Annotated in this window: 23 protein-coding genes and 1 pseudogene; 3 read left to right on the top strand and 21 right to left on the bottom strand. The window is 47.4% G+C overall.

The annotated features are described in order from the left end of the window. Nucleotides 1-70: 70 nt before the first annotated feature. The 18 genes and pseudogenes from MKQ70_RS02285 to MKQ70_RS02200 form a co-directional block, all read right to left on the bottom strand. A complete protein-coding gene (locus MKQ70_RS02285; RefSeq protein ID WP_248067339.1) occupies nucleotides 71-673 on the bottom strand; it encodes a 2'-5' RNA ligase family protein in 603 nt (200 codons plus the stop codon). A gap of 114 nt (nucleotides 674-787) precedes the next feature. After that, a complete protein-coding gene (tpiA, locus tag MKQ70_RS02280) occupies nucleotides 788-1,477 on the bottom strand; it encodes a triose-phosphate isomerase (protein WP_248067337.1) in 690 nt (229 codons plus the stop codon). Between the two features lie 243 nt (nucleotides 1,478-1,720). Continuing rightward, nucleotides 1,721-2,215, bottom strand: a complete 495-nt coding sequence (locus MKQ70_RS02275; RefSeq protein ID WP_248067334.1) for a hypothetical protein — start codon at nucleotides 2,213-2,215, stop codon at nucleotides 1,721-1,723. Then, complete coding sequence (locus MKQ70_RS02270; protein ID WP_248067331.1) at nucleotides 2,209-2,760, bottom strand: putative sugar nucleotidyl transferase; 552 nt, start codon at nucleotides 2,758-2,760, stop codon at nucleotides 2,209-2,211. Before MKQ70_RS02270 ends, MKQ70_RS02275 begins: the two co-directional genes overlap by 7 nt. 66 nt (nucleotides 2,761-2,826) lie before the next feature. Next, the gene (locus MKQ70_RS02265) at nucleotides 2,827-3,078 is read right to left on the bottom strand and encodes a type B 50S ribosomal protein L31 (RefSeq protein WP_248067328.1); all 252 of its coding nucleotides are present in this window, start codon (nucleotides 3,076-3,078) and stop codon (nucleotides 2,827-2,829) included. A gap of 84 nt (nucleotides 3,079-3,162) precedes the next feature. Beyond that, entirely contained in the window at nucleotides 3,163-3,654 is a 492-nt protein-coding gene (locus MKQ70_RS02260) for a YajQ family cyclic di-GMP-binding protein (RefSeq protein WP_248067324.1), read from the bottom strand. A gap of 107 nt (nucleotides 3,655-3,761) precedes the next feature. Next, nucleotides 3,762-4,493, bottom strand: a complete 732-nt coding sequence (locus MKQ70_RS02255) for a head GIN domain-containing protein (RefSeq protein ID WP_248067321.1) — start codon at nucleotides 4,491-4,493, stop codon at nucleotides 3,762-3,764. 104 nt (nucleotides 4,494-4,597) lie between these two features. Next, nucleotides 4,598-5,611: a hypothetical protein gene (locus tag MKQ70_RS02250; RefSeq protein WP_248067318.1), complete on the bottom strand. Its 1,014-nt coding sequence runs from the start codon at nucleotides 5,609-5,611 to the stop codon at nucleotides 4,598-4,600. Nucleotides 5,612-5,642: 31 nt separating this feature from the next. Then, on the bottom strand, nucleotides 5,643-5,831 hold the full coding sequence (locus MKQ70_RS02245; RefSeq protein WP_248067315.1) for a hypothetical protein: 189 nt from the start codon (nucleotides 5,829-5,831) through the stop codon (nucleotides 5,643-5,645). 20 nt (nucleotides 5,832-5,851) lie between these two features. After that, nucleotides 5,852-5,992, bottom strand: coding sequence for a hypothetical protein (locus MKQ70_RS02240; protein WP_248067313.1), 141 nt, complete (start codon nucleotides 5,990-5,992; stop codon nucleotides 5,852-5,854). Continuing rightward, a complete protein-coding gene (locus MKQ70_RS02235) occupies nucleotides 5,992-6,180 on the bottom strand; it encodes a hypothetical protein (RefSeq protein ID WP_248067310.1) in 189 nt (62 codons plus the stop codon). Before MKQ70_RS02235 ends, MKQ70_RS02240 begins: the two co-directional genes overlap by 1 nt. After that, complete coding sequence (locus MKQ70_RS02230) at nucleotides 6,180-6,722, bottom strand: RNA polymerase sigma factor (protein WP_248067307.1); 543 nt, start codon at nucleotides 6,720-6,722, stop codon at nucleotides 6,180-6,182. The genes MKQ70_RS02235 and MKQ70_RS02230 overlap by 1 nt, the downstream gene beginning before the upstream one ends. Nucleotides 6,723-6,864: 142 nt before the next feature. Next, entirely contained in the window at nucleotides 6,865-9,054 is a 2,190-nt protein-coding gene (locus MKQ70_RS02225; protein ID WP_248067304.1) for an outer membrane beta-barrel family protein, read from the bottom strand. Nucleotides 9,055-9,071: 17 nt separating this feature from the next. Beyond that, nucleotides 9,072-9,308: a carboxypeptidase-like regulatory domain-containing protein gene (locus MKQ70_RS02220; RefSeq protein ID WP_248067302.1), complete on the bottom strand. Its 237-nt coding sequence runs from the start codon at nucleotides 9,306-9,308 to the stop codon at nucleotides 9,072-9,074. Between the two features lie 417 nt (nucleotides 9,309-9,725). After that, nucleotides 9,726-10,148 (bottom strand): hemerythrin domain-containing protein, encoded by a 423-nt coding sequence (locus tag MKQ70_RS02215; RefSeq protein ID WP_248067299.1) that lies wholly within the window; start codon nucleotides 10,146-10,148, stop codon nucleotides 9,726-9,728. Nucleotides 10,149-10,154: 6 nt separating this feature from the next. Next, the gene (locus tag MKQ70_RS02210; protein WP_248080945.1) at nucleotides 10,155-10,814 is read right to left on the bottom strand and encodes a prolipoprotein diacylglyceryl transferase family protein; all 660 of its coding nucleotides are present in this window, start codon (nucleotides 10,812-10,814) and stop codon (nucleotides 10,155-10,157) included. A gap of 61 nt (nucleotides 10,815-10,875) precedes the next feature. Then, nucleotides 10,876-11,343 (bottom strand): hypothetical protein, encoded by a 468-nt coding sequence (locus MKQ70_RS02205; RefSeq protein ID WP_248067296.1) that lies wholly within the window; start codon nucleotides 11,341-11,343, stop codon nucleotides 10,876-10,878. 290 nt (nucleotides 11,344-11,633) lie between these two features. Next, a pseudogene (locus MKQ70_RS02200) lies at nucleotides 11,634-12,025 on the bottom strand (BrxA/BrxB family bacilliredoxin). A gap of 238 nt (nucleotides 12,026-12,263) precedes the next feature. Between MKQ70_RS02200 and MKQ70_RS02195 the strand changes: the two are divergent. The 3 genes from MKQ70_RS02195 to MKQ70_RS02185 all read left to right on the top strand — a co-directional run bounded on the left by MKQ70_RS02195 (nucleotide 12,264) and on the right by MKQ70_RS02185 (nucleotide 13,751). After that, on the top strand, nucleotides 12,264-12,446 hold the full coding sequence (locus MKQ70_RS02195; RefSeq protein WP_248067293.1) for a hypothetical protein: 183 nt from the start codon (nucleotides 12,264-12,266) through the stop codon (nucleotides 12,444-12,446). Continuing rightward, nucleotides 12,434-12,718, top strand: a complete 285-nt coding sequence (locus MKQ70_RS02190) for an Hsp20/alpha crystallin family protein (protein WP_308199404.1) — start codon at nucleotides 12,434-12,436, stop codon at nucleotides 12,716-12,718. The genes MKQ70_RS02195 and MKQ70_RS02190 overlap by 13 nt, the downstream gene beginning before the upstream one ends. A gap of 175 nt (nucleotides 12,719-12,893) precedes the next feature. Further along, nucleotides 12,894-13,751 (top strand): hypothetical protein, encoded by an 858-nt coding sequence (locus tag MKQ70_RS02185; RefSeq protein ID WP_248067290.1) that lies wholly within the window; start codon nucleotides 12,894-12,896, stop codon nucleotides 13,749-13,751. Here the strand turns inward: MKQ70_RS02185 and MKQ70_RS02180 are convergent. The 3 genes from MKQ70_RS02180 to MKQ70_RS02170 form a co-directional block, all read right to left on the bottom strand. Continuing rightward, a complete protein-coding gene (locus MKQ70_RS02180; RefSeq protein ID WP_248067287.1) occupies nucleotides 13,715-14,173 on the bottom strand; it encodes a nuclear transport factor 2 family protein in 459 nt (152 codons plus the stop codon). The genes MKQ70_RS02185 and MKQ70_RS02180 overlap by 37 nt on opposite strands. A 477-nt stretch (nucleotides 14,174-14,650) precedes the next feature. Next, the gene (locus tag MKQ70_RS02175) at nucleotides 14,651-14,971 is read right to left on the bottom strand and encodes a hypothetical protein (RefSeq protein WP_248067284.1); all 321 of its coding nucleotides are present in this window, start codon (nucleotides 14,969-14,971) and stop codon (nucleotides 14,651-14,653) included. Continuing rightward, on the bottom strand, nucleotides 14,932-16,059 hold the full coding sequence (locus MKQ70_RS02170; protein WP_248067280.1) for a type III PLP-dependent enzyme domain-containing protein: 1,128 nt from the start codon (nucleotides 16,057-16,059) through the stop codon (nucleotides 14,932-14,934). Before MKQ70_RS02170 ends, MKQ70_RS02175 begins: the two co-directional genes overlap by 40 nt. Nucleotides 16,060-16,464: the final 405 nt, after the last annotated feature.

Below are 16,464 nucleotides of genomic sequence, written 5' to 3'. Positions count from 1 at the left end.
CATCCAGGTTAACCTACTTCAACTTGCATCAATGTATATGTGTATGGCTGTTATTATTTCTATCGTACCGCTAAGCCGCATGTTGTGAATGCCCGCTACCATGATGGAACAACGGACCGTCCGCCATTTCATGATTGCCAAACACAAACTCCTTCGCAATTTCATATGAACCGCCCGCTGCCGGACGTTTCAACAACAGGAAACTGTGACAGTGGAAACTCCGCACAAACAGCTTGTTCTCAAACTGCGGATATACCTGGTTAAAAGCCTCCGTAGGAATTGCCCGCGCCAGGGTAATATGCGGCTTAAAACTGTTCACTTTCAATTCAAACAACTGCACGATCCGGCGATGCAACTCCTCTACAGGCCTGGGGTTCGCCACGTTAACGTAAATGGTGCGCTTATGATCGCCATGTTTAAAATGATCTACTCTTGAGGTATAGATCGTGAACGCAGAAAGCTCGTTTGATAACTTATCCAGCATACGCGTAAAGGTCTCTTCGTAGCGGTCAGGAAACTCCGACCGGAACAATGAAATGTGCGCCTTTGAATGCAAACCAGTATAGCTGCCAATCTCATTTGCGATCATTCCTTTAAAACGCTTCACATCCGCCGCCGTTTCAGCATCCGGGTTAATTACCAACAGATAATCGTATAGTGCTTCTTCTATCATAACAAAAGCAATTTGATAACACGAATATACTAACTATTTTGGTAAATACTAATATTTTTAGCAAAAAATACTAAAAAAAAGTTGCGCCTTACGAACGCAACTTTCCTGTTTTATTTAGAAGCTCTTAGCTATCGCCACGAAGTCGGCTGCTACCAGTGAAGCTCCGCCGATCAGGCCGCCATCCACGTCTTCGGAAGCAAACAATTCTTTCGCGTTGGAAGGCTTTGCGCTGCCGCCGTAAAGGATCGACAGGCCCAAAGCGGCCTCACGACCATATTTACCAGCGATCTGCGCCCGGATAAACGCATGCATGTCCTGCGCCTGTTGCGCGCTGGCTGTTAATCCCGTACCAATCGCCCAGATCGGCTCGTACGCGATCACCACTTCTTTCAGCTGCTCAGCGGTCAGGTGATACAGGCTCTCCTCCAGTTGTTTCGCCACATAAGCATTCTGTGTTTCCGCCTGGCGCACCTCCAAAGGTTCACCACAGCAGAAAATCGGCTTCATGCCATTCGCCAGCACCAGGTCCACTTTTTTAGCCAGCGCCTCATTGCTTTCTTTAAAATATTCCCTTCTCTCGGAGTGACCCAGAATTACGTAGTCCACACCCACAGATTTCAGCATTTCTGCCGATACCTCGCCAGTGTAGGCACCGGATTTTTCAGCAGCACAGTTCTGCGCCGCCACGTAAAAACCAGGCTGGTGCTGCAACAGCGATTTAGCTTTCACCAGGTAAGGGAACGGCGTCGCTACCACTACCTCATGTCCTTCTTCCAGCTTAAGACCGGTTGCCGTGGATGTCATTGATCAGTTGTTCGCCCTGCGCCAGCGTCAGGTTCATTTTCCAGTTTCCTGCTACAATTTTCTTTCTCATTGTTTGATAAAAGGAATTTATGCGTTTATTATTTGATTAACGTCAGGCTTGGCCTCTTTGGAGCTCAAAGATATACGTCAGCATGGTCTTTTCAATGTCTGTCATCGTTTTTCCCTTCAACTGCATCCACGAATCCGCGTCGCGCAGTGCCTCCGCCAGCCGGTAAGGCCCGTTCACACTGCCTCCCCAGGTAAACGACGGTAAAAATTTAGGGGAAAATCACTCCCGAACACATTCGTAGACACGCCCACCACGGTGCCGGTGTTAAACATGGTGTTAATGCTGCAACGGCTGTAATCGCCCATCAGCACCCCGCATTTGAGTCCGGCCGACCAGGCCTCATTTCTTCCCTCCATCCAGATCCGCACCTCGCGCGCATTATTTTTAAGGTTGGAGCAATTGGTATTAGCCCCCAGGTTACACCACTCGCCGATCACGGCATCGCCCAGGTAACCGTCGTGCCCTTTATTGGAATAATCGAAGAAAACGGTATTCTTCACTTCGCCTCCTACCACGCAATGCGCGCCGATAGTGGTCGCCCCATAGATTTTAGCCCCCATTTTCAGCACCGCGCCTTCTCCCATAGCCAACGCCCCACGCACCAGGCAACCTTCCATAATCACGGCATTTTTTCCGATATAAATGGGCCCCGTACTTGCGTTTAGCACACTGCACTCCACCGAAGCGCCTTCTTCCGGAAGATCTGCTCCGGCGCTATCACCTGGTTAGACGCGGGAATAGGCGCAGAGGTACGGCCGGCCGTTAGTAGTTTAAAATCCTCCCGCAGGGCATAGTCGTTCAACTGCGCGATCTGCCAGGGATGATCTACTCTTTTCAGCTCACCTTCGAAGTCGCGGCGCCCGCCACTCACAGGCTTCAGGAAATCGAGGCCACTTACCGCCTTTGCCACCAGGCTGCCATTTTTGTATAATTCCTCCCCTTCGCTCATCCCTTTTACGGCTTCCACTAATTCCGCGGTAGGCAAAATGTGACCATTCAGCAGCACGTTCAGCGCGTCGGGACGACTCACCAACGGAAATTTAGGCTGGAGGTACGGCATGGTAAAGTGACTGAGCGCAGTGCCCAGCAGGTGTTCCCACTTCTGTTGGAGGGTCAGCAACCCCACCCTGACGGCGGCCGAGGGCCGGGTATGTGTGAAGGGAAATAACAGATCGCGGTCGGGCGTATCAAAAAGGATGTAATTAGGGCTCATAGGGCTAAAATAAAAAATCCCATCGATAGCTTACCGATGGGATCGTAATTATTTAAAAAAGAGCAATTAAGCCTTTTTACCGTAACGTTTGTTGAACTTGTCGATACGACCTGCTGTATCCACCAGTACGTTCTTACCAGTATAGAACGGGTGAGAAGTATTGGAAATCTCAAGCTTGATCAAAGGATACTCATTACCATCTTCCCACTTCACAGTTTCTTTGGTAGGCGTGGTAGAACGGCTCAGAAAGCTAACGCCGTTTGACATATCTTTAAAAACAACAAATCTGTAATTTTCCGGATGAATTCCCTGTTTCATATCAATAATTTGTAAATACGGACTGCAAAGGTACAATTCTTTTTTAAGAATCACACATTTTTTTACTCAAATAAATTAAGCGGGCTAGCTTTTCATGTTCACGAACTGCAGGGGAATACCCAGGTTCGATCCTTTCGCCAATGCTATAACTTCTTGTAAATCATCTAATTTCTTACCGGTCACCCTTACGATATCGTCCATAATGGCCGCCTGTACCTTGATGCCGCTATCCTTTATCAGCTTTACCAGCTTTTTGGCGTCTTCCTGTTTAATACCGTTGCGCACGGTTACTTCCTGTTTCAGTACTTTACCACTCTGGTAAGGCTCCTTGCTCAGGTCGTACACGTTGGCGTCTACGCCGGCACGCATACTGCGGCTGATCAGTACGTCCACTACCTGCTGCAGCTTCATATCGCTCTCTACCTCCGGGTTCAGCTTCATGTCTTTTTTGTTCAGCTCGATGTTTACATGCGAATCCTTAAAGTCGAAGCGGGTGGTAATCTCCTTCTTCACCGTATTGATCGCGTTATCGAGCGTTTGCACATCTATTTTGCTAACAATGTCAAATGACGGCATGCTTGGTGTGTTTATAGGTTAAATGCGTTTTACGCGTCTGCAAAGATACGATAAAAGGAAAAGCAGGCAAACGCCTGCTTTCCTGAACACATTTATATTTGATGATATCATCCTTGTTTCTTCACCACGCCCCTGCCGGAAACCGACTGGGAAACCGCGGCATTGCCAGAATAGGTTACGTTACCGGCGCCTGAGATGGCAACGTCCAGTTTCTTTTCAGCGCGGATATTTACGGTGCCGTTGCCCGAAATCGCGATCTCCGAGGTATTGGTGCTCAGGCTCTGCGCATCTACAGAACCGTTGCCAGACAGGCTTATTTCTACTTTATCCGCCTTCCCTTTCAGCTTGATGCTGCTGGAACCGGAATTGTTCACTTCCAGCGCACTAGCATCCACGTCCAGGTTCACTTCATGCGAACCACTGAGCGATACTTCCAGCTTTTTGGTGCGGATCTGTCCATCTGAATAAAAACCACCATTGCCGCTGCCGGCTACCTGGTTAAGATTCTGGGTAACGATGTACACGTTGATGGGTTTGCTGGGATTCAGGCTGTACCCTTTTTTAGTCTGGATGCCCAGGCTGCCGTCTTCCACCTCCGTTTCGATGTAGGACAACAGGTTATCGTCCGCCTCGATCTGTACCGAGTTGGTATTGCCCTGCTTCACGTACACTTTAAAGTTACCGGACGTAGCCACCCCGTCGAACTTAGAGGTTTCGCGGCTTTCTTTTTTAATGTTGCCGCTGCCTTTCACTTTCTCCTTGTTCTGCACTGGCGCAAAAGCGGATAAAATGATTGCGCAAAGCGCCAGGGGGAGCAAAAATGCTTTTGTTTTCATCATTAAACAGTTTTTTAGATCAGGTTTTAGAATGAGCGGCAGCGCGGAAACAGGTACCTGCTGAATGGCGAAGAGCGGGGATCTGCAACCGCGCGCTGCCGCTGTTATTAATTCGTTTTAAACGTTATATCGGAATAGCTACCTCTCAACTCTATGGGCACCGTGCCAGCACCGCTTACGCCACTGTATTCCAGCCGGGACGATTTCTTCACGGAACTCACGTTCTTCATCGTTAATCCGCCCGTGCTCAGATCGCCGTAACTCAGGTGCGCTGTAATGTTTACAGGCAGGTCAGGCGATATGCTGACTTTCAGATCGGAGTAATTGCCGTTGAATTGTAACGACCGTAATCCGCTGCCGCTAGACTTAATGCTAACATCGCTGTAATTAGTGGTAAAAGTGCCCAGTGATTCGAGATGACCGATCTTTAAATCGGTGTAGTTCACGTGTGCTTCTATACTCTCCGCACGCTCCAGTTTAAAGTCGTCGTAATTGGCGCGGATGCCCAGTGAACCAACGGTGCCTAATTGATAATCGCAGTTGTTGGTGGTCATGACCAGCTTCTTTGCCGCCTCCAGTTTAAAGGAAGTATAGTTGATCTTAAAACTACCAGACTGAATCTTACCTATTTTGCCTTTGTCGCAATAGTTAGCTTCGATGTACAGGTCTTCTGCGGTATTTACATCAAAAAAACCGTAGTTGATCTTAAATACCGTGGGGGAAGTCAGCTCATGTGCCAGGATATCTCCGAAAGAGTTCTCCAGTGTGATGTTTTTAAGCTTGCGAGGTATATACACCGTATAGTCCACATTTACGTATTGCTTACCGTTTCTTTCGCTGCCAAAGATCCATTTGTTATTGGCACTTTTGTAACGGGTGCTTAATACTACATTGCCGCCGGTACTCACTTCTTCGATGTCTACCCGTTCAGACATGTCCCTGGCATCACTTTCGCTTTTACCAAATCCTGTTACAGAAATGGAGGCGCGTATTTCATTTTTATCCCACAGGTTGATGATAATTTTGCCGTACTTGTTGGCGACCTTAAAGCTTGTAGACGCATTGGCCGCAAAGGTCTTCTCTATCACGCGAACGCTCTTCTGACCGCCCTCCGCAAACACGCTTATTGGTAAGAGTAAAATCAATAGCAAACTAAATCTGGGACTCATATTGCTTATACTGTTTGTTTGTAGAATGTTCTTCATGTGCTTCGATGATTTTGTCCAGCAACTCCAGTTTCATTTTATAGTACCGGATCATAGCTGCGCGGATACGCTCGTTGCCAGGATTACGCTGCAACTCTTTTTCCAGCATCTGGTAAGTGTCGTTCTTGAGCGACAACTCCCGTTGCGCCGTGCTGTCTAAATCCAGCGAGGTTTTAGGAAAAGTGTTGATGAGCTCCGGCGTTCTTCTATCTGGTTCGTATAATACACGCCCGCTTCATCCAGTTCCGGGATCACTACCGACTTCGATTGCTGCTTTTTGAATTGTAAAAACTGCATTAATAAAAAGAATTGGCGACAAGTAGCAACACGGCTGCTGCTTTCAACCAATGCCGGCCCAACAGACGTACTACACCCGCTTTCCGCTTTACCGGCAACTGTTTCTCTAACTGTTCCCACAGCCGGGGCGATGGCCCCTCCTGCTCAAATGCAGCCCGCTGTGATTTTATAAAATCTTCCAGTTCCATTACACGGTTGTTTGCTGTTTCACGAGCTGACGTACCTTCTCTTTCGCTCGCATATATTGGGTCTTCGCTGTAGATTCGGTGATGCCAAGCAGCTCCCCGATTTCCCGGTGCGAATAGTCATCAAATAAATAAAGGTTCAAAACGGTCCTGTATCCCTCCGGCAGCTTGCCAATCGCATCCCGCACCATCGTTACCGACAATGCAAAGGCTTCTTCGTCCACCACCGGTGCCTCTTCCACATGCTCCTCCTCCACTTCTTCAAAATACACCTTCTTCCGCCGCAACTCTGACAAACAGTGGTTCACCACAATCCGTTTGATCCATCCGCTCAAGCTCGCCTCCTGCTCCACTTTGCCGATGTTTTTAAACACCTGCACAAAAGCCTCCTGCAGGGTATCCTCCGCATCCGCGGCGTTCCCCAGCATACGCAGGCAAATGTTATACATCGCTTTGCTGTAGGCATCGTACAGTTCACGGAACGCCCGCACATCACCCTGCCGGCAACGATATACAAGACGTTCTGGAATAATGTTCGTACTCAAGCGTTTCTAAATGTGTTCATATTAAAGACGGGACCCCGTCAAAAAGGTTGCACATGAAAATAAAAAAAAAAAGAAGCGTGACCTGAAAAGGCCACGCTCCATCCATCCTTATATACCTAAAACTTGATTAGGTCCGTGTTTGTTACTTCACCCGGCTCTGCTCGTCCTCCAGGCCCGTTTTACGCTTCCTGGCCTCCTTCACATTCATGTTACCGAAGCGGTAACTGAAGCTCAACCGCACCTGCCGCGTGTCCCAGTGATTAGTCAGGCGAATGTGCTGTCCGCCCGCCTCATAGGTACCGGAAAACCGGTTTGTCCTGAACACATCATTGACATTCAAGCGGATCGTACCCTTTTTCTGCAGCACCTGCTGCTGAACACCCAGGCTCATCGAGTGCATCGCCTTCATCCGGAACAGCCCCTCATCGGTAATCTGCGGAGAAGAATAGTAATACGAAGCTTCTACGTTCATCCCCTTGCTCACTTTAAAGGTTTGGGAAGTCTGGCCAAAGAACCCACCCGAAGAGCGGTCGATCTGCTCCCCGTCCACTACCGTCTGAAAGCGGTTGTAGAAGGCCGATACGGTAATAAAGGAGTTCCACCACTTCGTAACCGGGAACGGCGCCGTAACCCCCAGGTTAAAGTTGTCGCGCTTTGCCACGTTCATATACTTGTACTTCAGGATCGTCGTATCGCCCGTTTTAAAGTCCACATCCGCCTCTATCACCCTGGTAATCATATCCTTTGTATGCGTATAACCCAACGAAGTGGTCAAAAACTGGCGAAAGGTGTGGTTCACTTCAAAGTTGTTTGAATACTGCGGCTTCAAACTCGGACTACCACTGGTTTTAGTATACCTGTCCAGGTAAAATTCAAACGGGTTCAGGTTATCATAACTCGGGCGCTGCAGGCGGCGGCTATACGAAACACCCCACTGGCTGTTCTCACTTGCCGCGTAACTCAGGAACACACTCGGGAACAAGTTGAAATAGCTGGTATCATTTACTTCGCCGGTGGTCACCTGCGTACCTTTCACATTACTCTGCTCCCCGCGCAAACCCGCCTGCACACCCAGTTTCTTAAACTGTTTCGTAAAGCTGATGTACGCCGCGTTCACATTTTCCTCATATATAAAATGATTCGAGCGGTTGTAATCATATTCCCACACATGCGCCTTTAGTGAGTCGAAACGTGCGTCATTATCGGATTTCACAAAACTCACCTTCATGCCCGCCTCTATTTTCGCGTTGTTCTTCAGCGGATGAATATAATCTGCCTTGGCCGTGCGAATATCGATACGCGAAGGTTGTAAACTGCGCACGGTATCGCCGTGCAGGTACCGTTTTATGCCACCGTCCCAGAACGCCCCGTTAACAGTATTGGCGCTATGCTGATCGTTCCGGCTGAAATCCAGGTCTACATTCAGCTCCTTGCCCGTAGTATCCAGCTTGCCTTTGTAGTTCAGGTTAAAAGAAGTTTGGGTAAAGTCCTTATCGTTATAGGATTTGGTCACCAGGTTACTATCCAGCACCTGCCCGTTACCGATGCGGGTAAGTCCGTCACCGGGACCTTCCCACAAACGTTTGTTCAGGTCAGCCATCACCCCTATCGTATGGTTCTTGTTCAGGAAGTAGTCCAGTCCCAGTTTACCACTATGGCTGTGCGATGTTTTGTCCATATAACTATGCCCGTCGAACACGACCTGCTTTCCGGCGTCCATGCTTTCGCGGTAGATGCTGAGGTCTTCGAAGTTGCGGTTATAATTGTAGTTGTACGAACCAAACACGTTCACCCGCGCGTTCCGGTGGTTCAGATTAATGCTGCCGTTGGCTTTGGGCAGGTCCCCCTGGCCATACGCCAGGTTAATATTACCGTTGGAGCCATAGGCTTTATTCTTCTTCAGTTTGATGTTAATGATCCCGGCGTTGCCCGCTGCATCGTATTTGGCGGAAGGATTGGCGATCAGCTCTATCTGGTCGATGTTAGAGCTGGGCATGTTTTTCAGCAGCTGGGCAACGTCCTGGGATGACATATTCGAGGGCTTCCCGTCGATCATCACGATAACGCCACCTTTTCCTTTCATGGAAATATTGTCGTCTTTGTCTACCTGCACCCCGGGCGCCTTTTCAAGCACTTCCATAGCAGTACCGCCGGTAGCAACAATGCTGTTTTCGACGTTTACTACCATTTTATCGGCTTTCTGTTCTATAAACGGCCTCCGGGCCGTAACACTTACCTCTTTTAAATTTTTAGCCTCCTCTCCCAATACCAGTGCGGGCAGGGAAAGTGCAGCATTTTTCACTTCGAACGGGCGGCTGAAGCTCTTCTTCATGCCCATATTTACAGCAGCTACCGGTACTGACCGGCAGCCACCTGGTCAAATTCATATTTCCCGTTGATGTCGGCCACCGCACCTTTTACCAGTGCGGAGTCCTTTGCTTTCAGCAGGGTCACCGTGGCAAACTCCACCGGTTTCTGATCGGCCCGGTTCACCTGGCCGGTAATTTTGGTCTGCGCTAAGGCAGGCACAGCTGTTGCCATAAGCAGCAACATGTTTAGGGTCAACTGTGTAGAATGACGTTTCATATAAGGCGGATTTAGAAATTTCTGATAAACAAAGTGTTCAATGCTTGACTGAGTTCCTTTTATTAACGATTACAGTGTAAAGGTAGGTACTTTGCATTGCATAGTACAATTGTTTACATAAATGGTCAGTAAACAGTGATGATTGGTGAAATCAATAAGAAGACGCCAGTCGCTCCGGTTTGTTACAAGAGAAGTGATGAATGGTATTTTGGCGTTGGCTTTCGGATTGCTATGGGGCCGCCGTTGCGACGCTCCTTTCCGCGTCTTCTCGCTATTGAGCAAACGGGGCTACACTGGCCTTTGGATGGTTCAGTGATGGTTGGGTGATGGTTCAGTGACGGTTCGGTACCGTGGTACATAAAAAAAAAGCAGCTGCCTCTTACGAGACAACTGCTTATATACTAATAACTTAATGAATCAGAAACTGAGTCCTTCAATCACATGCGGCAGGCGGTCCTGTAACCACTGGTACACCTCCCGTTCTTCGCGGCGAATATGTTCCTCCAGTTCCCCGGCAATGATGTCCATATCGCCCACCAGGTCTTTACTTTCCAGCAGCCCGCCATAAATGGTGGAAATCTGGCGGTGCTGCGTCTGCAATTCCCGGATGGCTTTATCAATTTCAGGATCGTGGCCGGTACAGGCTTCAAAAAGATAGTCCTCTTTCTGAAGGTGTGGCACCATCACTTCTTTAAATATTTTAACAATATAAGCCAGTTTGGCCTCGGGCTCCAGAGGAAACCCCTCGTACGGCGCCGCATCTTTTTTCAGATAACGGCACACAAATAACAACCGCTGATGCTCGTGCGACAAAGGCACGAGTTTAGGATGACGATGCATATAGTCTTAACGGGAAACTGTTTTCTTGTTTAGACGCTGACAATACCAGATCAGCGCAACGCCGCCCAGCATCATTAACGTAGAAATGATCTCCGCCTGTGTGGGATGGAAACCAAAAATATCATATTTGGTATTGACGCGTATCTTCTCTATCCAGAACCGCTCGAAGCCATTGAGGATAAGGTAGATACCGAAAATAACGCCGGGTACGGTTACACGCCTCCGGATACCCCATAGGACGAGGAACATCACACCGCAGGTAATGATTTCGTACAGTGCTGTAGGGTATACCGCTATGGGCAGCATATGACAATACTCACCATTGCAGTTCGCCATGGGCATGCCGCGGTTAATGACGTTGTGCGGATAAGCGTACGCAAACAGCCAATCGGGCGCAAAGCTCAGCGACTCCGGCTTCACGAACGCATGTGCATGCACGTTATCCATGCTGCCAAACTCGCTTTCGAAGAAAGGGGTATATTCCTGCAGGCGCTGCTGGTATATCTTATCATCGATGCGCTGCACCACTCCCGCACTATCGGGCGCATAAGCGTTGTTCAGAATACCCCAGTCTCCGTCGCCGGAAAAGTGGCAGCCCATACGTCCGATGGCGTAAGCCAGCATCAATGCCGGCGCCGCGCTGTCGATTAAATGACGGATAGAAATGTTCCGCTTGCGCGCATAACGGATAATTACGATGGCGGCCAGGATCAGGCCTCCATAAAGGTTAACCCGCTCGACGAAAACAGCGATCCCCGGGGTCCGCTACAAAGTCGCTCCAGTTTTCCAGGTTATGGAATATTTTAGCACCAATCAAACCGGCAGCTGCAGCCATGACCGTAATATCGGGCACGCGCTGGTGCGGCATGATGGTAACTTCTTCTTTCCAGGTTTTTGCTTTGCGGTCTTCGGGGTCTTTGGGGCGTTCGAGCATTTTATAGATCAAGACCGCGACCACTGCGAGAACAGCGGTTAAAATGCTCCCCTGTGTAGAAAGGGCGATTGACCTCACTTCTTCGCTGCTCATTTCAGGTTTTACCAATACCAGCAGACCAAGAATTTTATAACCTACCAACGCCGCTATTCCCACACTCCACGCCAGCCCGGATTCCCGGGTGTCGCGTTTACGCTCGGCCATACCGGTAATGCCTTTCAGCAAACCCAGTTTTTCGCGGCGGCGCAATTCAATGGTCAACACATAAGCCCCCGCCAGAAAGGCAACGGCTACAAAAAAACCGAAGGTTTGAAACAGCTTGAAAATTGCGTGACTTGTACCGAATAAATCCCTAAAAACGTAATAAAGATTAGGATACATAGGCTATATAAAAAAGTTTGGTGATCTGAATTCTCCTATGAACAAAGCCGAATTAGGTCAAGAGGAAAATCAAACCACCAAAGTACGTAGGGAAATTTCAAATCCCAAATTTCTTTCACATATAAACGGTTAATTTTTGATGTTCAACCACTCTATTTGAAAAGGTTTAATTAGCAATGTTCTTCGAATGCCTGCAGCAAGCTGCCTGCGATCACCTGCGGAGGGCGGCCTTCGATCATGTGACGCTCGATGAAGTGTACCAGCTGGCCATCTTTAAACAAAGCAATAGCGGGTGAAGACGGGGGATAAGGTAACAGGTGCTTGCGCAGTTCCTGTACCGCGTCCAGTCATAACCTGCAAAGCTGGTAGTAAGTCTGTCCGGTTTCTTTTCGCTGGTAGCAACCGCCATCAGTACACCGGGACGACAAGTGCCTGCGGAACATCCGCAAACTGAATTTATAACAACAAGGGTAGTGCCTTCTTTTGCGAGTACTGTCTCTACTTCGGCGGGAGTCAGTAATTCTTCAAAACCGTTATCGGTCAACTCTGCCTTTCTGGGCATAACTAATTCCGCTGGATACATATCTAATCTGTTTCTACAAAGGTAATAAAAGTAATCAACTCTATAAAGTAGACATAATGTCATTACAAAACGACCAAACAAGACACTTTGTCGCATAAACGCAGGCGAAAATGCCAATTTATACCGTTTTATGGCACTGGTATCCCATTTGATTTATACTCCGCAAATGAGCAAATGCTCAGATCAACATTAAAAACCTTTAAAAAATTTATAAGCTATGACACACGTAAAATTTCATCAACGTCCGGTTCACAGATCTTTTAACAACATTTTCGACGAAGTATTCGGTAACGCAGGCCTGAACAAATTCTGGAAAGACGATTTCTTAACGCCTGACCACTTCGCCACCCATCCCCCGGTGAACATCCGGAAAGTAAAGAAGCCTACCTGCTGGACGTAGTAGCGCCCGGTTTTGATAAGGCTGATTTCAAACTCAACCTCGACAAACAGGTGCTGACCATTAGCGTGGATAAAAAAACTGAACAAAAAGAAGAAACTGAAAAACAGATCCGCAGGGAATTCTCAACCCGCTCTTTCAAACGTTCCTTTACGTTGGACGAGAACGTGGATGCTGAAAAAATCAACGCCAAATATGAGAACGGCGTGCTGAAGGTAACCCTGCCTAAGAAAGAAGTTAAGCAGGAACCTGCAAAAGAAATTGTAGTTGCATAAGGGATAGATTACAGTGATGAAGTGTTCGGGGCCGATTTAAATCGGCCCCTTTTTTATGCATTTTATTCGCATCGTAATTTCACACGAAAGTATAACGGGCATCCTTCTGAATTGACCTAACTTCAGTTGACTGTTATTTTGACCATCGACACGTTCTATCGTCAGCAATGTACTTATGAAGGGAATCAGATTACTTGCCGTAAGCATCTACCGTGCAGCCGAATCAGCTGCCATTGGGTCGTTTTTGAGAAAAGCGGCCGATACGCGCGAGTTATCGAGAATTAAAATGCTCTTTGATTTCATTTTCTTCCACCTGCTACTGCTCACACCTCTCACCTTTGTGTTATTAATATACCAGGATTATTTTCACCTGGCGATAGGCGCCGCGTCCGCTACCATCTTCCTGTTATGCTTTGCACTGCTGAATAATACGAAACGTTACCGCACTGCCGCCACCATCGCAGTACTAAACCCGATGTTGCTGAGCATGGCCTCATCCCTGTTCAACCAGCAGGACACCTCGCCCATGTACGCCATGATCTGGGTGCTGAGTATTTTGCTGGCATTATTTACCATACACCTGCGGGCGGCTATGTGGTTAGCCGGGATACTATACGCCTACCTTGCAGTGGTGGCCTTTATTCAAGTTTACAACGTACCCGTGTACGTGCTGCCGGAGTTTTCGAAAAACCGCTCCGCTGTATTCAACCCTTTACTGACGGCCTGTTACGTATTGCTGATGGTACGGGTACTGGGACACCACTACCGGAACGTGGTCACGCTGGAGAAGTTGCAGGGGCTGGAAAAGCAGAAACAGTTTTCGGGGCTCATCAACCAAAATCTTACCAAGCAGTTTCTTATTCTGAAGGGCCTCTCCCGCTCGGGACAGTCCGAGTTCCGGGAAGGCCGTACCGAATTGCTGGATGAGTGCTTTGCGGAGATAGAACGGCAATGCGATACGGCGATCGGGTACCGGATACGGAGCGCCAGCAGTGATTACATACAGTCCTTCCGCCTCGTGTCAATAAGATAAACAATCTTCCATGCACCACTTAGCTTCACCAGCTGAAAGGAATTCACCCCACAATGCAACAGCTTCTCACCTAAGTAAAATTTGTAAGGTGTCCATACAGATGCCAGGTTTCCATCGATCAATACCGAACTGAACTCGATACGCTCATCCCACACGTCCGTGTGAGGCGTTCCAATGGCTTTCAGGAACGCCTGTACGTCGCCATTACTCACCGAAACAGTTCCATCATTTTTACCGACAACTGTCTGAAACACTACTTTCTCTGCGAAAACCCTGCTAACAGCGGCACTATCACCCTTCTTCATCCCCTCAAACAGCTGCCTGACGGCCATCTTCACTTCTTCATTTTGGTCAACCTGCGCCCACAGCGCATTATAAGCAAGCATAGCCGTAGTTAAAAACAAGATCAATTTAAATTTCATACATATAAAATTGTAAATATTTGAAAAGAAAGCACATCAGTGTGAATGTGTTATGTCGGATACAGGAGTTACATATGTGGTACAAAAATTAACACTTTCGGGTATTTGCAGGGGGTAATGGCCAATGTACCTTTGTTTCATCATCAGGGAGTTACCTGATCTACACCATGCCTTTAGAGCGGTCATATTTGTCCCGACCTTGAATGTTCCGTTTATCCTAACTATGATCTATCGGCAATTGTTCTATTTTCCCGAGCCATGATTTATGCCGTTTGTCCTGACAATCTATGAATGTTCGAAATCCCGTTCTATCATCCAATCTATGTCTATGAATGTTTAGTTTTACGTCTCTCCTATGGAATTGGGCTCACCATGTATTTGGCGGGCCTTTTTTCGTTTTACCAAACGCCGCCGGCCGGAAAAAAATATGCCCCTCGAAAAGTCGAGGGGCCGCGTGTGGATTACTAACCCATTTTTTTAATAACCCAAAATTTTAAGCATGCTTTGAGCGGTTTGCTCTTTAGCGTATAGCCAGTCTTTTAATTGCCCGTTTTTGTCGTAGCCCACGATTACATGTTTCGGCGAAGGGATCAGGCAGTGTTTAATACCGCCATAGCCGCTCAGCTGGTCCTGGTAAGCGCCGGTATGGAAGAAGCCGATATACAAAGGCTCCTTACTCTCCTTTCCGTTGGAAGCTTTGGGTAAAAACACCGCGTTAATATGTTCTTCTGAAGTATAGAAGTCATAACCGTCGCAGGTCAATCCGCCCAGGTGTACTTCCGGTATTCCTCCTCCCATTTATTAATGGGTAGCATCAGGAACTTTTCCCCGATACCCCAGGTGTCTGGCAAGGTAGTAATAAAAGAGCTATCGATCATGTACCAGATCTCACGGTCATTCTGCATCTTTTCACCGATCACACTGTAGATCACGGCGCCGCTTTCTCCTACCGTAAACGAACCGAATTCTGTGTAGATATCCGGAACGGGTACTTTATTCTTTTTACAAACACTTTTAATGTTGGCTACGATTTCGTTTACGATGTAAGCGTAGTCGTAGTCGAACCCGAGGGAGTGTTTAATCGGGAAACCACCGCCAATGTTGATGCTTTCCAGTTCGGGACAAATCTTCTTTAACTGGCAGTACAGGTTTACGACCCTGTTAAACTGGCTCCAGTAATAAATATCGTCCTTGATCCCTTTATTCATAAAGAAGTGCAACATCTTCAGTTCGAACTTACTATTGCCCTTCAATTTGTCTACATAAAATTCGAGGATATCCCTGGAACGAATGCCGAGCCTTGAAGTATAAAAATCAAAGGTGGGCTCCTCTTCCGCTGCGATCCTGAGTCCCAGTTTAACGGGGTCTTTTGTGCGGATCAATTTGGAATAATCTTCCAGTTCCTCTTTATTATCCAATACCGGGATCACATTTTTAAAACCGCTGTTAACCAGTTTTGCGATGGCCCGGGTATAAGACTTTGTTTTGTACCCGTTACAGATAACGTAAGTTTCCTTACTTATCTTCTTTCGCTCGTACAGCTTATTGATAATATCAATATCGTACGCAAACGAAGTTTCGATGTGAACGCCGTGCTTCAGGGTCTCTTCCATAATGAAAGAGAAGTGAGAGCTCTTTGTACAATAACAATAATAATAGTTGCCGTCGTACTTGTTCTTCCTGATGGCATCCTGGAACATCTTTTTCGCCTTGTTTACCTGCATACCGATTTTGGGCAGATAAGTCAGTTTAAAAGGCGTTCCATATTTATCTATCAGGGCCTTAATGTTCAAACCGTTGAACTCGAGGTAGTTGTCCTTAACGTCGAAGCCTTCCTGAGGAAACTCGAACGTTTGGTTAACGAGGTCCGTGTAGGTGTTGTTCATTTAATGCTGAGAATGAATTTTAAAGGATTAGAAAATTTAAACTCCGGGATAAATGTCCTTGATTTCCCGCTGGAAACTTCTGGTTTACACACCTACGTAAGTTCGTTTTCCCAGCAACAGGCTGCAAATCTACCTTTTTATTCCATTGGTTTTCCAAAAATCTCCATCTTTTTTATGAAAGGATTCCCGTCCTTCTAAAATACTACAAACCAAACTATTGTATGACTTTTAAACCCGGGCTGCCGCCGGCGGGCGACAAGCATGGCTGCTATATCATTGCGGGAATAATTCCACCTTGTACAGATCGCAACCAGTTAGTTACACATACAATTGGCTACCTTATATTAAGGAGAACCAATCCGCTTTCTAAAAGTTCACTTTAATACCCTAAATCTTCGCGGTAAT

Origin of the sequence: Chitinophaga sedimenti (genome assembly GCF_023156195.1) — a bacterium.
Classification (GTDB): Bacteria; Bacteroidota; Bacteroidia; order Chitinophagales; family Chitinophagaceae; genus Chitinophaga; species Chitinophaga sedimenti.
Note: the sequence above shows the minus strand (reverse complement) of the source record. Positions and strands in the feature narration are given on the sequence as shown.